This is a genomic window from Modestobacter roseus (assembly GCF_007994135.1).
GTDB classification, from domain to species: Bacteria; Actinomycetota; Actinomycetes; order Mycobacteriales; family Geodermatophilaceae; genus Modestobacter; species Modestobacter roseus.
This window is the reverse complement of the sequence record NZ_VLKF01000001.1, coordinates 4,370,343-4,391,627: the sequence shown is the minus strand read 5'-3', so window position 1 is coordinate 4,391,627 and position 21,285 is coordinate 4,370,343. Positions and strand designations below refer to the sequence as shown.

Below are 21,285 nucleotides of genomic sequence, written 5' to 3'. Positions count from 1 at the left end.
TTCGCCCGTCAGTTCAAGTGGCGCAACCGGGGGCTTAGCGCTTCCCTACGGATGCTCCTTCAAGTCGCGAAGCTCTTCCAATAAGGTGGCCCGATCTTCGACCAACCCAGTCACATCCACATGAAAATACTCGTCGACTACATCGAGGGGAGGGCTGGCATTGGCTAGGTTCACTATAGCCGCCTCAAGATGCTCGATCGCCTCTCGCCTCCGACCCAACCGCGCGAGATAGGCCGACAAGGCGCGTCGGTTCGCCACCCAATCAGGAGCAAGCTCGACAGATTGCTGTAGCAGGGCAGCACGGACGACCGGATCTCCGTCCACGGACAGCCATTCCTCAGCATCAACTTCCAACAGTAGCGCTGCAGCATTCCACGGGAATACTGCCGACCGGAGCTTACGCGCCAGTTCGCGACCCTCAAGAACTGCTTCATCGGTATATTCACCGTGTATTTTGTAGTAAGTCATCCAGAATCTCGCCCGCTCATTCTTCGGATCCCGAGCCAGCACGTCGGTCAGAATCGACCCCGCCAGCTCCTCGTCATGGAGTGGGTCGAGGTACAGCTGTGCCAAATCGATGGCGCGCTCGACATCACCGCTCGCGGCGTACTCTCGCTTGATCCGAGCAATTGCTTTCAACTCATCATCAGTCGCGTGGCCTGTTGTCATGGAATGAACGCCGTGCCGATTTTGAAGACACCATCAGTGCCCATGCGTCCGCGAATGGTCACTCGCTGCCCCATGATCGTTCGATCAATGGGGTTCCTGCTACCGTAGACGCCAGGCTTCACCTGGCCGATACTGGACACTATTCGATTCATAACAGCCTCCCGAGACCCGAGTCGCGAAACCAATGTTCCAAAGTTATGTTTAGGAACAAAGACATGGTCGAGGACTCGCTTTTGCAGGTTGTGGCGCAGGGATGCTGACAGTGCCCTGGCAGCCGCTTGCTGTGCAGCACGCGCCGCGGCCTTCTTCGCGAGGGCTTTGAGCGCAGCTCGTACCAGTATTGCCCCAACCACGCACCACGGACACCGCCCATCAATATCTTGCACGTTGATTGGGTCGGCGTTCACGTAGTCGTAAGCGTTGGCACTGCCGCCTTCGACGGGGTCGACGCTGAGGAAGCGGCCGAGGTCGGCCGAATACAGGCGGACGCCCATGAGGGTGATGCCGCCGGGGGTGCTGGCGTCGCGCTGGTGGGTGCCCAGCCAGCCGTACCGCGGTGCGGTCGTACCGGCCGTCGGCTGGGTGCGTGGCTCCCCGTATTCGGTGGTCTCGGTGACCCGCATGTCGCTCGGGCTGGTCGCCGTGACCGGCACGGTGGCGGCGACATCGCCGTGCAGGTTGGCCAGCTGCAGCGTCACCGTCGCGCCCGCGGTCCCGGCGGAGCCGACCGTCGCGGTCAGCCCACCGAAGGACAGCACGTTGCGCGTGAAGCTGTTGTCGGTCTCCTTGACCACGTCAGGGTTGTCGTCGTCCCCGGTGTAGTAGCTGACCTGCCGCCGGGTCACCCCGGGCGTGGTGGTGTCGGTGTCACTGCGCACCGTTCGCCGAGCGGCAGCGTCCAACCCGAAGATGCTGGTCCGGGTGCCCTGCACCATGTTCGCGACCAGGTCATCGACGTAGTAGTCCAGCCCGACCTCGGCACCCAGGTCGGCGGTGTCCACCGACGGCAGCACCCGCGTACGACCCAACGCGTCATACCGCAACGCGCCCCGCGCACCCGCCGGCTGCAACCGGTCCGCCGAGTCATAGGCGTAGCTGTCCGCGGCCGGCACGCTGCTCGCACACGCCTCCGGCGGCGCGCCTGCACTCCCAACCTGGCTCAGCGCCGTCCGGTTGCTGTTGACGTCGAAGGTGTACCGCCGAGTGCACGACGGCCCGGTCGGGAACCCGGCCGCATTCAGCGCCGTCGTGTCCGTCGCCGTGACCAGCCGACCCAGCCCGTCGTAGCTGTACCGGGTGGCCCGACCGGTGCCCTGCGCGGTCACCGTCCGGTAGGTGTCCACCTGGTCGAACGCGTTGACGCTCGCCGTCGACCGCAGCCACTCACTCACCGACCCGTCCGCCGCAGCCTTGCGGTAGGTCAGGCTGACCGCGTCCCCGCCGGCGTCGCGGATCGTCGTCGCACTGAACCCACCAGGAAGGTCCTCCCGCACCAACGACCCGTCAGCGCCGTACCGAGCCGTGAACCTCCCGACGCCGGACACCTCCACCGTGGTCGGCAGGCTGCCGCGCTCACCGTTGCCGTCGTAGCCCACCGTCCGGGTGCCGTGGTCGTTGGCCAGCGTGGTGAGCCGGCCGACCGCGTCGTAGGAGTAGGAGCTCACCAGGCCGGTGCCGTCGGTGTAGGTGACCAGGCGGCCGTAGGCGTCGTAGGTGCGGGTGATCGGCGCCGTGCCGTCGGCGGCGTTGCCGCCGACCCCGCCGCCAGGGTTGAGCAGCTGGGTGCGCTCGACCAGACCGGCGGCGTTGTAGAGGGTCTCGGTCACCGGGCGCAGCTGCCCGACCTCCGGACCGGTGCCCGTGGTCACCGACCGCCGGGACCTGCCGGCGGCGTCGTAGCTGACGTCGGTGGTGCGGCTGACCCCCTGGCCGGTCTCCACCGTCCGCGTCGGGTTGCCGTAGACGTCGTAGCCGACCACGTGGCTCGTCGGGATGGGCGCGCCGGCCGACGGCGCCCCGCCGGGCAGGCTCTTGCACAGCCACCCTGCCCACGCCTGGTTCACGCACTGCGGGTCGGCGTTCGTCGCTGCGTAGTAGATCTTGATCGTCGTCGCCGCGGTGTTCGTGACGGTGCCACCCGACGGGAGGGTGCGGGACGTCGTCCGCCCCTGCTCGTCGACGACCTGCCGGGTGATGACCTCCGCCGCTCCGCCTCCGGGCGCCACCCGGGTCGCGGTCGGCGTCCCGAACTTCCAGGCGTTGGGCGATCCGTATTCCAGCGTGGTCACCCGGCTGCCGTTGTCCAGCGCCGGCAGCCCCGGCTCCGTACCGGTGGACCCCGCGGGCAGCCCGGTGTGGATCTCCACCGCGTCGGTCACCGTGCGCACGGGCAGGTGCAGGCTCTGCTCGAACTCCGGGTGGTTCGCCTTCGTGTCGTACTCGGTGGTCGTCCGCGTGCGGGCGCTGACCAGCCGTGATCCGTCGGCCACCACGACCGGACGTGCGGGGCCGTAGGCGCGCAGCAGGTCCAGGCCGTCGACCGAGTAGACATTGACGGTGTCCAGCAGCTTCGCCTGCACCGCGCTGCCATCGCCGGCGGCCAGCGCCCGGTCACGGTTGCCCGCCGTCAGCGAGCGGACGACGTTGCCCTTCCCGTCGGTGTCGTACTCGGTCGTGCTGATCCGCCAGGCGGGCGCCTGGTCCTCGCCGGTGTCCTGGTGGGCCGTGCCGCCGTAGTTGGCCGTGTTGACCACGCGGCCGTTGACGTCGAGGGCGTACAGGGTCGCCCCGCGCCACTGCGACTCCGTCGGTGCCGCATCGGGGACGGTCGCCGCGTCGAAGACGGCCGTCAGGTCGGTGGGGGTGGACTTCTGCCCCCACCGGGCCACCTCATTGGCGGTCAACGTCGGCAGCCCGGCGCTGCCGTTCCGCGGGACGTCGTAGCGGATGCTCGTCTGCTGGGCCGGCAGACCCGCGCCGGGCTGATCGTCGATGACCGCGGTCGACAGACGCGGGTACGCCTCGCCGTCGTAACCCAACGACCAGGTGGCCGTTCCGCCGACCGGGGTGATCGCGGACAATCGACCATCGCTGCGGTAGCCGTAGCTCACTGCCGCACTGGTCCGCGGGTCCGTGACACCGGCCAGACGACCGTTCGCGTCGTAGGAGTAGACGGCGAGGGTGATCGTCTGTGCCTGCACCGGGGACGACCCGGTGACGAGACCGTCGGCCCCGGGCGCAGCCCCGGTGGCCCGCAGCCGGATCTCCTGCAACCGCTCCCCCGTGCCCGAGCCGCTGTAGACGAACTCCAGGGCGCGACAGCCGGCGGGTTGGGTCGTCGCCGGGTCACCGCACGCCGCACCGGCGTCGGTGGGCGCCAGCAGGAGCCGCGGGTTGCCCGCAGCGGTGTAGACGACATTGGTGACGGCAGGGGCGAGATCGGTGCTGCCGGCCTTGCCCCGGATCGCCTCGACCTTCTCGACGCGGAAGAGGGCGTCGTCGAGGTGGCCGTTCCCGCCGTCGGCCCGGCGGAAGGTCACCTTGTCACCGTCCAGGTCCTTCAAGACGTATGTGCTCGCGGTGCCCGCCGGCCCCGGCTCGAAGGTCAGGGTCGAGCCCTCGGTGCTCGCCTCTCCCTCGGCCACGTAGTTGTTCACGTCGCCCGGCGCCGAGGACTTGCGGACAAAAGGCAGCTGGGTGCCGTCGCCGCGGGTGATGAGCACCGTGCTCGTCCGGTCGGTCAGGCTCTCGTAGTCGGCACCGGCCTCGTCCACCGCGAGGGAGAGGCGCCAGCCTGGTCCCAGCGGACCGGGACGGGCGGGGGCGTTGCTGGCGAAGTTCCGCACCGCGGCCAGACCACCGTGCGGCGCGGTCACCTCGGCGTCGCGACCGGTCACCGCGTAGGCGCCGGTGAGCAGGCTGACGGTGCCCGGTCCGGCGTCGGCGGTGGCGTTGGCGCCGGTCAGGCCCGCGCGGTCGACGGTGATCTGAGTGACCCCGGTGCACCGGTCGGCGCCTCCACCGACCAGTCGCAGGCAGGCACGGACCTGGAACAACCCGTCGGCCGGGATGCTCGTGGTGGCGTTCCAGGTGTAGGTCGCCGACGCCTTGCCGCCATCCTCGTCGACCAGCGGCAGCCAGGTGCCCGACACCCCGCTCTCGTCGGGCAGACGCAGCGTCGAGGGGTTGACCGACGCCCATGGGTCGCTTGGCGCAAGGCTGTAGGGGCGCCACTCGAACCGCACGCCGTCGTAGGAGCCCGCTCCGGCCGGGGTCTTCGCCGTGGCCTTCAACTGAGTCCGCGCCTGAGTGACCCGCTGGAACTGCGTCGGGTGCCTCAGCATGCCCGCACCGACGATGGTGGTGTTCGAGCGCTCGTCCCAGACGATGTTGCCGCCTTGGAACTCCTGGCGGATACCGCCCGCGACCGGCTGCGGGTCGCCTGTCGGATAGCCCAGCCAACTGCGCTCCCAACCAAGCGCGGCCCAGGCATCTCGGGTGGGCCCGCGGACATCGCGTGCTCCCGTGGCTTGCGTCCAGTAGATGGAGCCGCCTTGGAAGTGGTTGAAACAGCCGCCGTCCTTCAGACCACACGTCGTAGGAGTCGTCGGGTAACCCAGGTAAGAACCCTCCCAGCCCAACGCCGACCAGCGGTTCCGCAGGTCGGTCCTGATGTCGACCGGGCCCGTGCCAGGCGTCCAGTAGATCGACCCACCCTGGAAGTGGTTGAAGCACCCACCGCCCTTCAGACCACACGTCGTAGGAGTCGTCGGGTAACCCAGGTAAGAACCCTCCCAGCCCAACGCCGACCAGCGGTTCCGCAGGTCGGTCCTGATGTCGACCGGGCCCGTGCCAGGCGTCCAGTAGATCGACCCACCCTGGAAGTGGTTGAAGCACCCACCGCCCTTCAGACCACACGTCGTAGGAGTCGTCGGGTAACCCAGGTAAGAACCCTCCCAGCCCAACGCCGACCAACGGTTCCGCAGGTCGACGTCGATGTCGACAGCGCCGGTGGCCTGCGTCCAGTAGATGGAGCCACCTTCGAAGTGGTTGAAGCAGCCTCCGTTGCGAAGCCCGCAGACCTGCGCCGTCGTGGGGTAACCCAGGTAGGAGTTCGGTCCGCCCATGGCCAACCACCTGTCCCGCACGGGGCCACAGATGGTGTTGCCCCAGTACTGGTCACAGTTGCCGTCGTAGCTGAAGTAGAGCGTCGGCCAGTTGTTCGCCGCATTGGCCGAGTTGAACTTCTTCCAGCCAGCGCTGTCCACCTCGCTGCTCGCGACGACCGCCAAGGCCATCTCCGAGCCCTTGTTGTTCGCGAGGTTGGCGAAGAACGCCGTCCAATTGGTCATGTTGAAGTCGACCCACCCAGCCGGGCAAGACGCGTTGTACCCCTTCGCGACGTTCGCATTGGCCACGAGCGCACCGAGCGGCGGTCCCGGCCAGATGACCGACCAGGGGTCGAACCAGCCTGCCTCACGAATGTCTACCCAGCGCGGGGAACAGGAACTCGACCAGTTCTCCCACAATCCGAGCGTCGCAGAGGTGATGACCCTGTTCACCGCGTTGTCGACGTCGAACATCATCAGCGAGCGGTTGACCTGTCCCCCACCGTTGTAGGTGCCCACAAGCAGGTTGGGCTGCCAGTACTGCTGGTCGATGCGGATGTTGTTCTGGACGTAGGTGTCCTCGTACAGGTAGAGGGTCTGCGTGGGGTCGATCGTGACGGGATAGACGGTCGCGGGGTCGGTGAGGAAGTCGACATCCGGCGTCAGCACCAGCGTTGCATCCGTCTGTGGCTCGCCCGACTCGTCGAGCTCCATCGGGATGGCCTCCACAACGGCCGCCTCGCCGCTCTCCGGATCGATCCGCGCGTCCCACATCACGGGTGCGGCGGCCCGGACGACCACCTCATCGCCGTCTGACAGCTCCAGTTCGCCGGACTCCCTCTGCACCAGCTCCGCGCCGCGCGCATCCAACGGAAACTCAAGCTGGCTGAGCGCGCGCAGCGTGTCCGGTCGTGGGCGCTCGTTGACCACCAACTGTTGGGTGAAGCCAATTCGTGTCGCGGTCAGCACCAGGTCGACATCGGGCAAGACATCTCGGTACGTCGCCGTGTCGCCGCTCAGTTCCGGCCTGGGCAGATCGCCGTCCCAGTGAACTCGCAGAGCGCTGGACTCACCGTCTCCGAGCGCAGACATCGGTGCACCGGCGGTCCCGTCCGAGAAGGTGATGTCACCGCCAGCCACCGCCGTGGGCTGCACTCCCGCATCGGTGAACCGCAGTGTGGTGTCTACCGGTACCCATTCGCCGTCGACGATCGTGCGCACCGGGCCAGCGCTGGTCTCCACCCGGACTGTGCCGTCAGGCATCGCGAACTTGATGGTCGACTCGGTCGTGGCGGAGGCGATCTCGGTCGGGTTTCCCGTTTCGGCCGCCATGCCCAGGGCAAGCGCCTCCTCGAACGCTGCTTCCACGTCCGGCGCGAACTCGTCGGGCATCTCCGGCAGATCGACCTGCGGGAGTTCATCGACGAGCGGCGGCTGAACCGACAGGTCAGCGGTCGCCGGCGCGGGCACTTCGCGACTCGGCGGGCACCCGATCATCGGACACGCCCTCGACGGCGCTCTGGGGCAACCGTGCTGCTGATTGAGCGGGTGCTGCCTGGGCGGGAGCGCCCTGGAGGATGGTCATCACCAGGGTGGCCGCAAGTACCACGCCCACGGGGCCACGAGAGCGCCAGCGGACGACAGGAGCGAAGGCGTGCCGATGGCGCACGGTGGACCTCTTTCACCAGTTCAGGGAGCAGATCCAGGCGTCGAGGTGACCGTCCGGGGCGTTCAGCGCGCACACAGTGACAGCGGACGATCATGGTCCGCAAGACCCCTGACTGCAATCAGTTGCCACTTCGTTACCAGCAGTCAGAGGCGCCTCAGAAGTCGGGCTCAGCCGACTCCGCCACCTGACTTGGTCCGCTTCGTTGCCCGAACTACTCCGGGTACCCCGAGTCGGCCTCTGAGCTGCGAGACCAGGGGCGGATCCGGGACTTCCCCGATGCCACGGCGACGTCGCCGCGCGCAGGCTCGAGTCATGACCGAGACCGGCACCAACGCCACCCCGTCCACTGAGCTCCCGCAGGCGGAGGCGCCGCGCGGCGAGAGCCCCGACGCCGAGCGACCGCCGTTGCGGCGGGACCGCAGCCACCTGGTGGTCGGTGGCGTCGCCGCCGGACTGGCCGCGCACACCGGCATCGACGCACTGCTGTGGCGGCTCGGGTTCGTCGCGCTGGTCGTCGCCGGCGGCGCCGGGTTCTGGCTCTACCTGGCGCTGTGGCTGTTGATGCCCACCGCCCCCGCCACGCCCGACGACCGCACGAACGTGCTGGACGAGTGGGTCGAGAAGCTGCGCCGGGCGGTCATCCGCCGCTGAGCAGGCCGCGGGCGGCGGCGAGGGCGACCGCCTCCGCCCGGCTGGCGGCGCCGAGCTTGGCCAGGATGTTGCTCACGTGCACGCTGGCGGTCTTCTCGCTGATGAACAACTCCGCCCCGATCTGCCGGTTGGTGCGCCCCTGCGCGACCAGCGCGAGCACCTCCGTCTCCCGCGGGGTGAACACGGCGTCGGCCTCGACGGCACGCACGCCGGGCAGGTCCAGCCGGCCGCGGCGGGCCAGCGCCTCCACCGCCGTCCGCAGCGGCCCGGCGCCCAGCCGGACCGCCACCTCGTGGGCGGCGGCCAGCTCGGCCGCCGCGCCCGCGCGGTCGTCGCCGGCGAGCAGCGCCTCGGCCAGCCGCAGCCGGGACCGGGCCTGCTCGTACACGTGCCCGTACCCGAACTCCGCGACCGCCTGCCGCCACAGCTCCGCAGCGGGCGCGCCCTGCGCCCGCGCCAGTTCGGCGGACAGCCGGGTGGTCCACGCCCGGCCCTCCCGCCCCAACGGCCCGTACGCCGCGACCGCCGCCGCACCCGCCGCCCGGCCGAGCGCGGCCAGCTCCTCGGCCTCGGCCACCCAGCGGGCCTCGCCTGCGGTGTCCCCGGCCCGCCGGGCTCCCGCCGCCGCATCGGCGACCGCGGCCAGCGCGGTCGCCATCAGCCGCAGCGACACCGGCCGGTCGGGTCCCCAGAGCTCCTGCAGCCGCCGGTCCGCCGTCCGTGCGCGTTCGACCGCGGTCTCCGGGTCGCCGTCCCGCACGGCCAGCTCCAGCTCGGCCGTGGTGATCGCCACCAGCAGCAGCACGTGGGTGTCCCAGCGCGCGGCCAGGCCGCGGGCCCACTCCAGCCGTTCCGCGGCCGCCGGGTCGCCCCGGCCGACGAGCACCAGCAGCCCGTCGGCGCGCACGTGGGCGGCCATCTCCGGCACCCGGGCCAGCACATCGGCCGCGGCCAGTGCACCGTCCCAGTCGCCCAGGGCGTGCCGGGTCAGCACCTCCAGGTGCCGCAGCTCCGCGCCGTAGAACGACCACTCGACGTTCAGCTCCCGCGCCCGGGCCAGGCCCGCCGTCGCGTACCCGAGCGCCTCCTCGACCTCCCCGCAGTCGTGGGCGGTGATCGCCAGGCTGAACCACACCCGCGTCTCGACGTCGGCGTCGCCGGACCGCTCGGCCCGCGCCCGGGCCTCCTCCAGCCGCGCCCGCACCACCGCCGCGTCCCCGCCCGCCGGGCCCCGGGCCAAGGAGACGGCAGTGTCGGCCCACGCGCTGTCCAGCCCGAGGGCGTCGGCCGCCGCGAGCGCCTCCTCCGCCGCCGCGGTCGCCTCCGGCACCCGGCCGAGGGCGAAGCTGGTGCGCGCGTGCGTCGCCGCCGCCCAGGTGCGCACCACCGAGGGCGGCTGGGCCGGCACCAGCGCCAGCGCGGCGCTGCTCTCGCGGTGCGCGTCGGCCGCCTCCTCGATCCGGCTCAACAGCTGGGCCAGCGTGTAGTGCACCCGCGCGCGGGCCTCCCGGTCGCCGTCGGCGCCGAGCAGCTCCCCGGCCGCGTGCAGCAGCGCCACCGCGCGGTGCAGGTCGCCGACCGCCCGGGCCGCGGCCGCCGTGTCGAGCAGCACCGCCTCCTGCGGGCGACCGGCGCGCTCGGCCGCGTCGGGCACCGCGGCCCAGAGCGCGAGCACCGCCTCCAGGTGCTGCAGCTGCTCGGCCGGTGCCCCCACCCGGCGCGCCGCATTCGCCGCCTCCAGCGACGCGGTCAGCGCGCCGGGCAGGTCGTTGCTCTCGCGCAGGTGGTGGGCGCGCTCGGCCGCCGTCCCCGTCTCCGGCCGGGCGGCCAGCTGCGCCGCCACCGCAGCGTGCAGGCGCACCCGCTCGCCCGGCAGCAGGTCGGCGAGCACCGCCTCCCGCAGCAGCGCGTGCCGGAACCGGTAGCGGCCGTCGTCGGAGACCACCAGCAGGTGCCGGTGCACCGCCTCGGCCAGCGCCGCCTCGAGCTCGGCCGGCGCCTGCCCGCCGACAGCGGCGACCAGCTCGTGCCGCACCGAGCGACCGGCGACGGCGGCCACCCGCAGCACCTGCTGCGCGGTGGGGCCGAGCTGCTCGACGCGGGCCAGGAGCACGTCGGACAGCGCACCGGGCAGCGCCTCCCCCGTCAGCCCCGCGGCGACCAGCTCCTCCGCGTAGAAGGCGTTGCCCTCCGCGCGGGCCACGACGTCCTCGACGGTCGACCCCGGCAGGCCGGAGCCGAGCCGGCGCACCAGCACCTGCACGTCGGCGTCCGGCAGCGGCTCCAGGGCCAGCCGCTCGACCCCGGGCAGCCGCACCAGCTCGGCGAGCAGTGGGCGCAGCGGGTGCCGGCGGTGCAGGTCGTCGGCGCGGTAGGAGGCGACGACGGCGACCCGCTCGTCGACCAGCCGGGCCAGCAGGTAGCGCAGCAGGTCGCGGCTGGAGCGGTCGGCCCAGTGCAGGTCCTCCAGCACCACGAGCACCGGCTGCTCCGTGGCCAGCTCGCCCAGCAGCCCCGCCACGGACTCGAACAGCTGGAGCCGGCCGTCGTCGTCCGGGGGGCTCAGGGTGCGGTGCGGCGACGGCGGGCCGAGCTCCGGGCCGGGCCGCTCGGGCACCGAGCCGCCGCCGAGCAGGCCGGCCAGCACGGGCCGGCGGGCCAGCACCGGCGCCAGCTCGGGGTCGGCGGCCACCGGCCGCAGCAGGTCGACGAAGGGCAGGTACGGCAGCCCGACGTCGCCCAGGTCGATGCAGTGCCCGGTGAGCACCCGCACGCCGCGTTCCGCGGCCCGCCGGGACAGCTCGTCGAGCAACCGCGTCTTGCCCGCCCCCGCGTCGCCGGCGACCAGCACCCCGGAGGGGCGCCCCGCGGCGGCCGCGTCGACGTGCGCCAGCAGCCGGGCGAGCTCGCTCGCCCGGCCGACCAGCGGACCCTCGTCCCAGCGCGGCACGCCGCCGATCGTGGCACGGGCCACCGACGCGACGGCGGCTCCGCGCTTCAGTGCGCCCGCCGCCGGCGCGCCGTCCAGGACCCGCGCCGGCTGCCCCGGGCGAAGGACCGCTCGACCAGCTCCCGGCGGTAGGCCAGCTCGGCCTCCAGGGCGGGGTTGGGGTAGTGCGCCATGACCGTCTCCTCGTGTCGTCCGGTGGTGGACGAGAAGGACGGTCGTCGTGAGGCGGCGGGGCGGGCATCGGGTGATCGGGCAGTCCTGCGGGATCCCGGCGTCCTGAGGCCCCTCAGTCGCGCGGCCGAGGGGCCTCAGCCGGCGTCACTGCACCGTGTACGAGGCGTCCTCGGTGACGTCGTCCTCCGGGTCGTCGGTGTCGGGGATGCGCTGGTCGATCGTCGGGTCGAACTCGCCGTCCTCGTCGGTGTCGCCGTAGAGGACGGCCTCCAGCTCGGCGTCCTCGGTCAGCGCCGGCGACAACGGCACCTCGACGTCGGTCGCCTCCCCGGCCTCGACGGCGGTGGAGCCGAGCAGGCCCTCCGCGCTGTCGTCGTCCGCGTCGTCGGGGAAGACCGCGACGAAGCCGTCGACGGTCAGCGCCACCCGGGCGACGGTGGCCGAGCTGCCGTCGCCGGACTGGTCCTCGAACTCCAGCTCGGAGATCAGCGCGCCCGAGGCCCGGCCGGTCTCGGTCGGGGCAGCCGAGTCCGGCTCGTCCTCGTCGGCGAACGTCGTGCCGACGGCGGGGGTCGGGTCCTCCTCGGTGTCCCCACCGCAGGCGGTCAGGGCGAGGACGGCGGCAGCGGGCAGGGCGAGCAGCGCAGGTCGTCTCATGCCCTGTGACTGCCCACTCCCGGCTGCGGCGCACACACCGCGATCGACGCGCGCGTCCCCGCGGGGATGGGGAAGACTGCCGGGCACCGGGCGGTTGCCCCGGAGAGCTCGGTGCACCCCCGCCGTCGTGGGCAGCATCCCCCGAGAGCCGGCCCCGTGGGGGACCCGGCCGGACGACGTGTGTGAGAGGACGACAGTGCCCGAGAACGGCGCGAACGACCTGACCCCGACCGTGTTCGTGCTGTACGGCGCGACCGGCGACCTGGCCCGCCGGATGGTGCTCCCGGCGTTCTTCCAGCTCGCCCAGCACGGCCTGCTGCCCGACGAGTGGCGGCTGATCGGCAGTGGCCGCGGTGAGCGGAGCGACGAGGAGTTCGTCGACCACGTCCGCGACTCGCTGACCGAGTTCGGCCCCTCCCCCGACGAGGGCCCGTGGGACGAGTTCGCCCCCCGGCTCCGCTTCGCCGGCGGCGGGTTCACCGTCGACGACCCGGGCCAGCTGCTCGACGTGGTGGCCAAGGCCCGCGCCGAGATCGGCGAGGACGCGCAGGTCGTCCACTACCTCTCGCTGCCGCCGAAGGCGTTCACCGGGTACACGAAGGCGATCGGCGCACACGGGCTGGCCGAGGCCGCCCGGATCGTCTACGAGAAGCCCTTCGGCGACTCCCCCGAGGGCTTCCGCGAGCTGGACGGCGTCGTGCACTCGGTCTTCGACGAGGAGCAGGTCTTCCGGATCGACCACTTCCTGGGCAAGGAGGGCACCCAGGACCTGCACGCCCTGCGGTTCGCCAACGGCCTGTTCGAGCACGTGTGGAGCCGCGAGCACGTCGCCCAGGTGCAGATCGACGTCCCCGAGGACCTCGACGTCGCCGACCGCGCCGACTTCTACGACGCCACCGGCGCGACGCTGGACATGCTGGTGACCCACCTGTTCCAGGTCGCCGCCGAGGTCGCGATGGAGCCACCGGTCAGCTTCGCCGCCCACGACATCCTCGCCGCCCGCGAGTCGGTGCTGTCCAAGTTCCGGCCGCTGGAGCCCGACGACGTCGTCCTCGGGCAGTTCGACGGCTACCGCGACCTGGACGGCGTCCCCGACGACAGCGACACCGACACGTTCGTCGCCGCCCGGCTGTGCATCGACTCCGGCCGCTGGCGCGGGGTGCCGTTCCTGCTGCGCACCGGCAAGCGGCTGGCGGCCAAGCAGCAGCGGGTCAGCCTCATCCTGCACCGCCCGAAGGGCCCGGTGGACGACGTCCCGGCCAACGGCAACGTCATCTCCCTGTCGCTGGCCGGCGCCGGCTCGGTGGACATCGACGTGATGGCCAAGAAGCCCGGCCCGGACCTGGCGATGGCGCCGGCGCGGGTGTCGCTGGACCTGTCGGCGATCCCCGGCGGCGAGCCGCTGCCGCCCTACGTCTCGCTGATCCACGACGTGCTGGTCGGCGACCGGTCGCTGTTCACCACCAGCGAGGGGCTGGCCCAGACCTGGCGGGCACTCCAGCCGGTGCTCGACGACCGGCCCGAGGTGCACCGCTACGCGCCCGACTCGTGGGGTCCGGTCGAGGCCAACCGGCTGGCCGGCGAGCACGGCTGGCTGCTGGGCCAGACGGAGGACTGAGCAACACCGCAGAACGGCCCCCGACCACGTGGTCGGGGGCCGTGCTGTTCTCGGGTGGTGCTGCGTTCTCGGGTGGTGCTGCGTGGGGTCCGGACCGGACGCTGGTCGCCTCGCGGCGTTTTGCACATCTGAGGCTCCAGACCCCCGACCGAGGTCGGAGCGGTAGTCCCCAGCGGCAGTTATCAAGTGGAGCCCGGGGACACAGGTCGCCCGGCCCGGACATCCAGCACTGTACCCCCGGTGACGTGCTGGAGCGGCCCCGCCGCAGGGGCCCGCCGCGAGCCTGCGAGGGGCGGGGGGCGGCGGGGTGCTTCGTCAGTTGAGCCCGCGCGCGTCCTGCTTGAGCGCGGTGTCCACGGTCAGCGCGCTGGCCAGCACCAGGCTCGCCAGCGGGTCGGGCAGCCGCTGGTGCACCTGCACCAGGTAGTCGTCGGCGGTGGTGAAGAGCGTGCGGGCCAGCCCCTCCCAGGTCTTGGTGATCCGGGCGACCTCGGCGCCCGCGGCGTCGGTGACCGCGAAGTCCCAGGCCCGCCAGTTCTCCGCCTGGATCGCGCCCACCAGCCGGTCGGCCACCACCAGGTCGAACCGGATGTGCCCGACCACGTTCACCTGGACGATCTCCCCCACCGGCGTGCCGTCGGGCCGGGCGACCAGCACCCTCGAGCGGAGCAGCTTCGCCGGGCGGGTGAGCAGCAGGACCGGGCCGGCCGGGTCGCGCACCTCGAGGGTGTGGGTGAGGAACTGGTCCCAGCGCGACAGCGCCCGGAACGCCTTGCGCAGACCGCTCTGGCCCACCTGGGCGACGGCGCCGACCTGCTGGCCGGCGCCGTCGAGCACCACGTACTCGTTGGTCAGCTCCACCAGCTTCGTGCGCTGCCGGACGACGAGCACCGGCTGCTCCAGCAGCACCGACCGCTGCCGCACACCCGGGGTCCAGCTGCCGCCGTCCCACCAGCGCAAGCCACCACCACCGGCCGGGTCGTCGTACCAGCCCGGCGGCGGGGGCGGCTGCGTCACGCGCCGGACGGTAGCTGCCGCGGCCGGCCGTCCTCGGTCAGGTGGTCCCGCCAGCTGCGGCGTGGCGTCCAGCCGAACAGCCGCTCGGCCTTGGCGCTGCTGATCGCACTGGCGTCCGGCCGGTCCAGCGGCCGCACCTCCAGGCCGGGGTGGACGGCGAGCGCCTCGGCCCGCAGGTCCCGGCCGCCGGCGTTGTCCGCCGCAGCCGCGTAGACCACCTCGTGCCCGGGGGTGTCCGCCTCGACGGCCAGCACCAGCAGGTCGGCGAGGTCCGCGACGTCGACGTAGGACCAGAACATCGGGCTGGGCACCGACCGGTCGCGCAGGAACGGACCGAGGTTGCCGGCGTAGGTCCCCGGCGTCATCACCCAGGTCGCCCGCACCGACACCGCGGTGCACGCCGCCCGGCGCACCAGCGCGTCGCAGAGCAGCTCCCCCACCTGCTTGCTCAGCGCGTAGGGGTCCTCCGGCCGGTCGGGGTGGTCCTCGTCGATGGGCAGGAACGCCGGTGGCCCGGGCACCGCAGCCCAGGTGATCCCCGCGACGCTGTCGGAGGACAACGCCACGAACCGGCGCACCCCGGACCGCGCGGCGGCGTCGACGACGGCGAAGGCCGCCGCGGTGTTGACGCCGAAGACCACGTGGTCGGGGTCCAGCCCGGGGCGGGGCAGCGCCGCGGTGTGCACCACGGCGTCGACGTCCCGGACGACGGCGGCCGCCTGCCCGGCGTCGGTGAGGTCGGCCCGCACGTAGGGCACCGCCTCCCCGCCGGCGTAGTCCGGTGCCCCGAGGTCGGTGCCGCGGACCTCGTGCCCGGCGGCCAGCAGCCGGGCGACGACGGCCCGCCCCACCTGGCCGCGGCTGCCGGTGACCAGCACCCTCACGACGGCAGGGCGTACCGGTCGAGGAGGTCCGGGGCCAGGGTCACCCCCAGTCCCGGGCCGGTGGGCACCGGCAGCCGGCCGTCGACGAGCGCCGACAGCCCGAGGTCCAGCCCCGCCGAGTCGTGCAGCAGCGGGTCCAGGTGCACCGGGAACTCCAGCAGGTCCAGCGCCGGGGAGGAGGCCGCGACGTGCAGGTTGGCCGCCATCGAGACCACGCCGCCGTGGTGGTGCCCCACCACGCGCGCCCCCTGCGCGGCGGCCAGCGCGGCCACCGCCCGGGCCGGCTCCACCCCGCCGCAGATGGCCGCGTCCGGCTGCACCACCGTCACCCCGCCGGCGATCGCCTCCGCGGCCTCGCCGAGGGTGAACAGGTGCTCCCCGTAGGCCAGCGGCACCCGGGTGCGCCGGGCCAGCTCGGCGATGGCCGGCCGCTGCTCGTACGGCAACGGTTCCTCCAGCCACGCCACGTCCAGGTCGGCCAGCCCGTCGGCGATGCGCAGCGCGTCGGCCAGGTGGAAGAACTCGCTGGCGTCGACGGCGACCTCCACCGCCTCACCGAGCAGCGCCCGCAGGTCGGCCAGCGACCGCAGGGCCCGCCGCCAGTCGGGCCCGATCCGCATCTTGACCATGTCCACGCCCCGGTCCAGGGCGGGCGCGAGCCGGTCCAGGTGCGCCGCAGCGCCGCTCGACTCGAGGAAGGGACTGCTGCCGACGTAGACCCGCACGCTGTCGCGCACCCGCCCGAAACCCTCGCTGACCGAGCGGCCGGCCTCCTGCGCCGCCAGGTCGGTGAGCGCGATCGCCACCGCGCTGCGGGCCTGGGCGGCGACCGTGCCCGCCCCGAGCGTGCGGCGGGTGGCGTGCAGGACGGCGTCCACGGCCGGGCCGCCGGCGCCCACCTCGCTGCCCATCAGCGCCGGGGCGAACACGTCCTCGACGATCCGGGCCAGCACCGTGGGGTGGGAGACCCCGAAGCAGTCGCACGCCTCCCCCAGCCCCACGCGGCCGTCGTCGGTGGTCACCGCGACGACGAAGAAGGTCATCGGCTGGTTGGTGCTGCGCATGAGCAGCGGGTGTGCCGTGATCCCGGTGATCTTCACCGTCGACCTCCTGCCCCCGGTCGCCGGCTCACGACCCGCTCTGCAGCGTGTACCGGGAGGGGTCGTAGCTGATCGAGGGGTCGATGAACTCGTTGGTGTAGATGTCGTCGGCGGTCAGCCCGTCGGCCAGCTCGGTGTCCAGGTCGTCGAACACCCCGATGAGCAGCTCGGTCATCCGCTCCATCCGCTCGTCGTCGAAGGCGCCCAGGGTGCCGTCCGGCGCGTTGGCGACGATGCCGTCCTCGTGCAGCGAGTCGGTGATCGCCGCGGCCCGCTCCGGCGTGATCTGGAAGAACTGGCCGATCTCCTCCAGGTAGGCGGAGATGGCCTCGTTGACCGGCTGCGGGTCGTACATGTAGTCGACCTGGCCCTGCTGGAGCAGCGGCACCAGCTGGCTCAGGCAGGCGCTGTTGGCCTCCACCGCCTCCGGCGTCCCGGCCCAGGCAGAGCCGTAGGTGTCGTACCCGGCGTCGCCGAGGGTCAGGTAGCCCGGCTCCTTGCCGAAGTCGGTGAACTCGTTCTCCAGCCGCCACGGCTCCTGGGTGACGTAGCCCTGGATGACCACGTCCTCCCCGGCGACGATGCGGGTGAGCGAGCCGTCGAAGGAACCGTCGAGCTGCTCGGCGCGGACGAAGCCCTGCTGCCGCAGGTAGTCCATGTAGGTGGCGCCCTGGAAGTAGAGGACGGTCGCGTCGCTCTCCCCGATGTCGGCGAAGGAGGTGAAGTCGTACTTGTCCGGGTCCCAGAGCAGCACCTGGGGGTTGAGCTCCAGCGGCGTGACCACGGCCGTGGTCGGCTGCTCGGCCGACAGCCGCACCGACTCGTCGGTGTCGACCATGCCGAGCATGACGTCGTCGTCGGTGTAGAGCAGGGCGGTGTTGCTCTGGAATCCGATGAACGGCCCGCCCGCCCGGATCTCGATGGTCACGTTGCCGTCGGCGACGGCCGGCCCGGAGTAGATGCCCGCCTCGGCGTCGATCGTGGCCTCGGCCGGGTCGATGAGCTGGTAGGCGGCGGCGTGCTCGGGCTCGGGGAACCAGTTGGTCTGCAGCACGACGGTCGCCGGGCAGTCGGCGAGGGCGCCGTCGCCACCGACGGCCGCGGCAGCGTCGTCGTCGCTCGACCCGCCGCAGGCGGCCAGCACGAGGGAGGCGGTCAGCAGAGCGGCGCCGGGGCCGAGCGGCCGGGCGGGTCGACGAGGGGAACGCCGGTGAGCGGACATGGCAGAGAAGCTCCTCACGGGAGGGGGCCGACCGGCGGGTCGCCGGCCGGGAGGGGAACGGGTGACGTCAGCGGCGCGGCGGGCGGTACCAGGCGCCGGTGACGAGGTGGGCGAGCCAGCCGAAGGCCCAGAAGACGAGCAGCCCGAAGAAGGAGGCCAGCAGGATGGCGCCGTACAACATCTCGCCGTCGAGGTTGTTGCGGTAGACGTCGATCTGCAGCCCGATGCCCGGCGCCCCCTGCCGGAAGAAGAAGTCGGCGACGATCGAGCCGACGACCGCCATCCCGGCGGAGATGCGCAGCCCGGCGAAGGTGGCCGGCAGCGCGGCCGGCACCTGCAGCTTCCGCAGCCGCACGACCCGGCCGGCCCCGTGCAGGCTGAAGAGGTCGTGCATCTCCTCGCTGGCCGACTGCAGGCCGAACAGCGTGTTGGTGATGATCGGGAAGAGGCAGATCAGCACGACGACGACCAGTCGGCTGCCGAACCCGTAGCCGAGCGCGAAGGCGATCAGCGGGACCAGGGCCAGGATCGGGATGCTCTGCAGGGCCACCGCGTACGGGTAGACGGCGACCTCGACCCAGCGCGACTGGCTCATCACCATCGCCAGGGTCAGTCCGAGCGCGGCCGCCAACGCCAGCCCGGTGAGCGCGACCCGGGCCGTGGTCCCCAGCGGACCGAGGAGCTCCAGCAGGGAGTCACCGTCCAGGAACGCCTCGAGGAACACCTCGTGCGGCGGCGGCAGGATGAACTGCCGGCGCGGCTCCAGCACGACCAGGCTGACCAGGTACCACAGGCCGACGACGACCAGGCCGAGCAGCGCCGGGACGACGACCCGGACGGCCGTGCCCGTGCGGGGCCCGGCGGGGTGCCGCCGACCGCCGTCCGAGCGTCGGGCCGGGGTCACCGGGCCGCCACCGGCCTGCGGGGACTCGGTGCCGGCCGCTCGGTCGACCACCTCCGTCGAGGTCATGCCCCACCTCCGGTCGCTCGCTACGACATTGACGTGAGCAATATCGGGGCCGGGTGTTTCCACCGGGTTGCCACGGCGTCAGTTGTCCGTTCCATCCCGGCGCGGAGGGGTCAGCCCGGCGGGCCCACCTCCGGGGCAGCCGCCTGCACCACCAGCACGGTCGCCGGCGAGCGGCCCAGCAGCCGGAAGCGGTGCGGCACGTCGCCGGCGTAGTAGAGGGTGTCGGCCGGACCGAGCTGGTGCACACTTTCCGCCGCCAGGTCCACCTCGATCCGGCCGCTGACCACGTAGAGGAACTCCGCCGCGGGGTGCTCGAAGTAGTCCGGGAAGTCGCGGTGGGCCACCCGGAACTCCAGCGGGAGCAGCGCCGGGGTGCCCTCGACCAGCGTCCGCGTGGTGCCCCCGTCGTGGGCGACGGTGGTCCCGGCACCGGCCCGGACCAGGCTGACCAGTCCGGGCGCACCCTGCCCCGCCCCGGTCAGGAGTGCCGGGGTGGTGGTGCCCAGCGCGCGGGCGATGCGGTGCAGCGAGCCCATGCTCGGTCGGGCGCGGCCCCGCTCCACCTGGCTGAGGAAGGGCTGCGACAGCCCCGCCAGGTCGGCGAGCTGCACCATGGTCAGCCCGCGGGCCCGCCGCCGCTCCCGGACGCGCGCGCCCACGATCGAGCCCAGCTCATCGGGGTCGAGCTCGCCGGCGGGGTCGGTCTCGGGCACGGTGCCGATCCTGCCCGCCGGCCCCGCGGGCGGCCGCGTCAGGCCACCGTGGCGGCGCGTTCCCGCTCCAGCAGGTAGTCCGCCGCGGTCACCGGCTCGTACCAGGCGCCCCCTCCGACCGGGGGCTCGAACGGCTCGACCACGCTGGTCACGTCGGTCTCGAAGAACATGATCAGCGAGATCAGCTCCTCACGAGGCGCGTCCGCGGACGGCGGGAGCACCCGGTGCCGGGTCGAGCGCCAGCGGTCACCCGTCCAGCGGGCCAGCAGGTCGGCGATGTTGACGGTGAAGGCGTCCGGCACGAACGGTGCGTCGGACCACTCGCCGTCCAGGCCCTGCACCTGCAGGCCGCCGTAGCCGGGCTGCCGGTCCAGGATGGTGAGGATGCCCCAGTCGGTGTGCGGCCCGACCCGGTACTGGCCGGGCAGCGGGGTGCCGCTGTCGGCCAGCGAGGGGTAGCGGTTGATGTTGAAGGTGAAGGGCGCGTCCGCCGAGCGGTCGGTGAACCAGGTCGGCTCCAGACCCAGCGCCACCGCGCACATCTGCAGCAGGTCGGTGAACAGCTCCCAGGTCGCGGCGGTGTACTCCGCGCACAGCGCCGCGAGCTCGGGCACCTGCTCCGGCCACACGTTCGCCGGGAACCACTCGGCGTCCAGGTGCGGGTCACCGGTGCGGTGCACGCGGCCGGACGTGAAGCTCTCCTTGAGGTCGGCCCGGGCGGCGTCGGGCACCTCGCCGTAGAAGGCGTTGGCCTCCATCCCCTTGGCGATCCACCCCCGGCCCCCCGGTGCGCACCGGTAGGGCTCCTTGGCCACGCCCGGCAGCGCGAAGAACTCCCGGGCCGCGGTCCGCAGCCGGTCCCGCAGCTCCGGGGCGATGCCGTGGCCGGACACCAGGAAGAAACCCGAGTCCTGCATGGCCCGGTCCAGCCGCGCGGCCAGCTCCGCCCGCGCGGCCGAATCGCCGGTGCGCCACCGGCCCACGTCGATGAGCGGGATGTCCGGTGTCGCGGTCATGTGGGGTCCTCTCCCGGGAGCGTGGTCGGGCACTGCCCGGCCCGTTCTAGTCGCCGCCTGTGGCGTCCGTGGGTCGGTGGTGTTGCGAGCGCGGTCGAGCCCCCGGTCCCCGCCGCTGACAGACTGCGGGACGTGGCGGGCATCGGGTTCGACGAGTGGGCGGCGCTGGCCGGGGACTCCCCCACCTCGCGCACCGAGTGGGCTGCGGTCGTCGGCGCCTGGGGTGAACCGCACCGCAGGTACCACGCGCTGACCCACCTGACCGCCGTCCTCGGCATCGTCGACCAGCTGGCACCGCACGCCGCCGACCCCGTCGCCGTCCGGCTGGCCGCCTGGTACCACGACGTCGCCTACGACCCCACCCGCGACGACAACGAGGCAGTCAGCGCGGCGCGGGCCCGGATCGGCCTGCTCGGGCTGGTGCCGGAGGAGACCGTCGCGGAGGTCGAGCGGCTGGTGCTGCTCACCGCCGGCCACGACCCGGCCGACGACGACGCGAACGGCGCCGTGCTGTGCGACGCCGATCTCGCCGTGCTGGCCAGCCCGCCGGAGGCCTACGCCGCGTACGCCTCCGCGGTCCGCGAGGAGTACGGCCACCTCGGCGACGCGGAGTTCACCGCCGGGCGGATCGCGGTGCTCGAGCACCTGCTGGAGCTGCCCGCGCTGTACCGGCTGCCGGAGGTGGCCGTGGTCTGGGAGCCCCGCGCGCGGGCGAACCTGACCGCCGAGCTGGGGCTGCTCCGCGATCGGGTCAGCTGACCCGCACGGGTGATCATCGGGTCGCGCGCGACCGGACGGTGACCGACAGTTGCCCGGCGACCCGCCACCGTCCGGTGGCGCCCTCCGGGGACCGGTCGCCGGACACGA

15 protein-coding genes are annotated in these 21,285 nt (G+C 72.6%); 3 read left to right on the top strand and 12 right to left on the bottom strand.

Annotation, left to right across the window (positions count from 1 at the left end; all coding sequences use genetic code 11):
* Window positions 1-45: 45 nt before the first annotated feature.
* On the bottom strand, window positions 46-669 hold the full coding sequence (locus tag JD78_RS21005; RefSeq protein WP_153362228.1) for a tetratricopeptide repeat protein: 624 nt from the start codon (window positions 667-669) through the stop codon (window positions 46-48).
* Complete coding sequence (locus JD78_RS21000; protein WP_166521385.1) at window positions 666-7,247, bottom strand: DNRLRE domain-containing protein; 6,582 nt, start codon at window positions 7,245-7,247, stop codon at window positions 666-668. The genes JD78_RS21005 and JD78_RS21000 overlap by 4 nt, the downstream gene beginning before the upstream one ends.
* 511 nt (window positions 7,248-7,758) lie before the next feature.
* On the opposite strand from JD78_RS21000, the gene JD78_RS20995 reads away from it, so the two are divergent.
* Window positions 7,759-8,097 (top strand): PspC domain-containing protein, encoded by a 339-nt coding sequence (locus JD78_RS20995; RefSeq protein WP_153362226.1) that lies wholly within the window; start codon window positions 7,759-7,761, stop codon window positions 8,095-8,097.
* Here the strand turns inward: JD78_RS20995 and JD78_RS20990 are convergent.
* The 3 genes from JD78_RS20990 to JD78_RS20985 form a co-directional block, all read right to left on the bottom strand.
* A complete protein-coding gene (locus tag JD78_RS20990) occupies window positions 8,084-11,071 on the bottom strand; it encodes a helix-turn-helix transcriptional regulator (protein WP_243731103.1) in 2,988 nt (995 codons plus the stop codon). The two genes, JD78_RS20995 and JD78_RS20990, sit on opposite strands and share 14 nt — an antisense overlap.
* Before the next feature lie 23 nt (window positions 11,072-11,094).
* On the bottom strand, window positions 11,095-11,220 hold the full coding sequence (locus tag JD78_RS22725) for a hypothetical protein (RefSeq protein ID WP_267128592.1): 126 nt from the start codon (window positions 11,218-11,220) through the stop codon (window positions 11,095-11,097).
* Window positions 11,221-11,365: 145 nt separating this feature from the next.
* A complete protein-coding gene (locus JD78_RS20985; RefSeq protein WP_153362654.1) occupies window positions 11,366-11,878 on the bottom strand; it encodes a DUF7282 domain-containing protein in 513 nt (170 codons plus the stop codon).
* 196 nt (window positions 11,879-12,074) lie between these two features.
* Here JD78_RS20985 and JD78_RS20980 point away from each other — a divergent pair, with 196 nt between their 5' ends.
* Window positions 12,075-13,496, top strand: a complete 1,422-nt coding sequence (locus JD78_RS20980; RefSeq protein WP_243731102.1) for a glucose-6-phosphate dehydrogenase — start codon at window positions 12,075-12,077, stop codon at window positions 13,494-13,496.
* 315 nt (window positions 13,497-13,811) lie between these two features.
* Here JD78_RS20980 and JD78_RS20975 read toward each other — a convergent pair whose 3' ends face one another.
* The 7 genes from JD78_RS20975 to JD78_RS20945 form a co-directional block, all read right to left on the bottom strand.
* Entirely contained in the window at window positions 13,812-14,513 is a 702-nt protein-coding gene (locus tag JD78_RS20975; RefSeq protein ID WP_166521384.1) for a phospholipid scramblase-related protein, read from the bottom strand.
* Entirely contained in the window at window positions 14,510-15,397 is an 888-nt protein-coding gene (locus tag JD78_RS20970) for an NAD-dependent epimerase/dehydratase family protein (protein WP_153362650.1), read from the bottom strand. The genes JD78_RS20975 and JD78_RS20970 overlap by 4 nt, the downstream gene beginning before the upstream one ends.
* Entirely contained in the window at window positions 15,394-16,497 is a 1,104-nt protein-coding gene (locus JD78_RS20965; protein ID WP_166521383.1) for a mandelate racemase/muconate lactonizing enzyme family protein, read from the bottom strand. Before JD78_RS20965 ends, JD78_RS20970 begins: the two co-directional genes overlap by 4 nt.
* Before the next feature lie 28 nt (window positions 16,498-16,525).
* On the bottom strand, window positions 16,526-17,719 hold the full coding sequence (locus JD78_RS20960) for a substrate-binding domain-containing protein (RefSeq protein ID WP_166521382.1): 1,194 nt from the start codon (window positions 17,717-17,719) through the stop codon (window positions 16,526-16,528).
* Window positions 17,720-17,786: 67 nt separating this feature from the next.
* Window positions 17,787-18,689, bottom strand: coding sequence for an ABC transporter permease (locus JD78_RS20955; RefSeq protein WP_153362475.1), 903 nt, complete (start codon window positions 18,687-18,689; stop codon window positions 17,787-17,789).
* A gap of 110 nt (window positions 18,690-18,799) precedes the next feature.
* Window positions 18,800-19,402 (bottom strand): helix-turn-helix domain-containing protein, encoded by a 603-nt coding sequence (locus tag JD78_RS20950; protein ID WP_208104174.1) that lies wholly within the window; start codon window positions 19,400-19,402, stop codon window positions 18,800-18,802.
* 38 nt (window positions 19,403-19,440) lie between these two features.
* Window positions 19,441-20,418 (bottom strand): isopenicillin N synthase family dioxygenase, encoded by a 978-nt coding sequence (locus tag JD78_RS20945; protein ID WP_166521381.1) that lies wholly within the window; start codon window positions 20,416-20,418, stop codon window positions 19,441-19,443.
* A 132-nt stretch (window positions 20,419-20,550) separates the two neighbouring features.
* On the opposite strand from JD78_RS20945, the gene JD78_RS20940 reads away from it, so the two are divergent.
* On the top strand, window positions 20,551-21,177 hold the full coding sequence (locus JD78_RS20940) for an HD domain-containing protein (RefSeq protein ID WP_153362476.1): 627 nt from the start codon (window positions 20,551-20,553) through the stop codon (window positions 21,175-21,177).
* The last annotated feature ends 108 nt before the right edge of the window (window positions 21,178-21,285 follow it).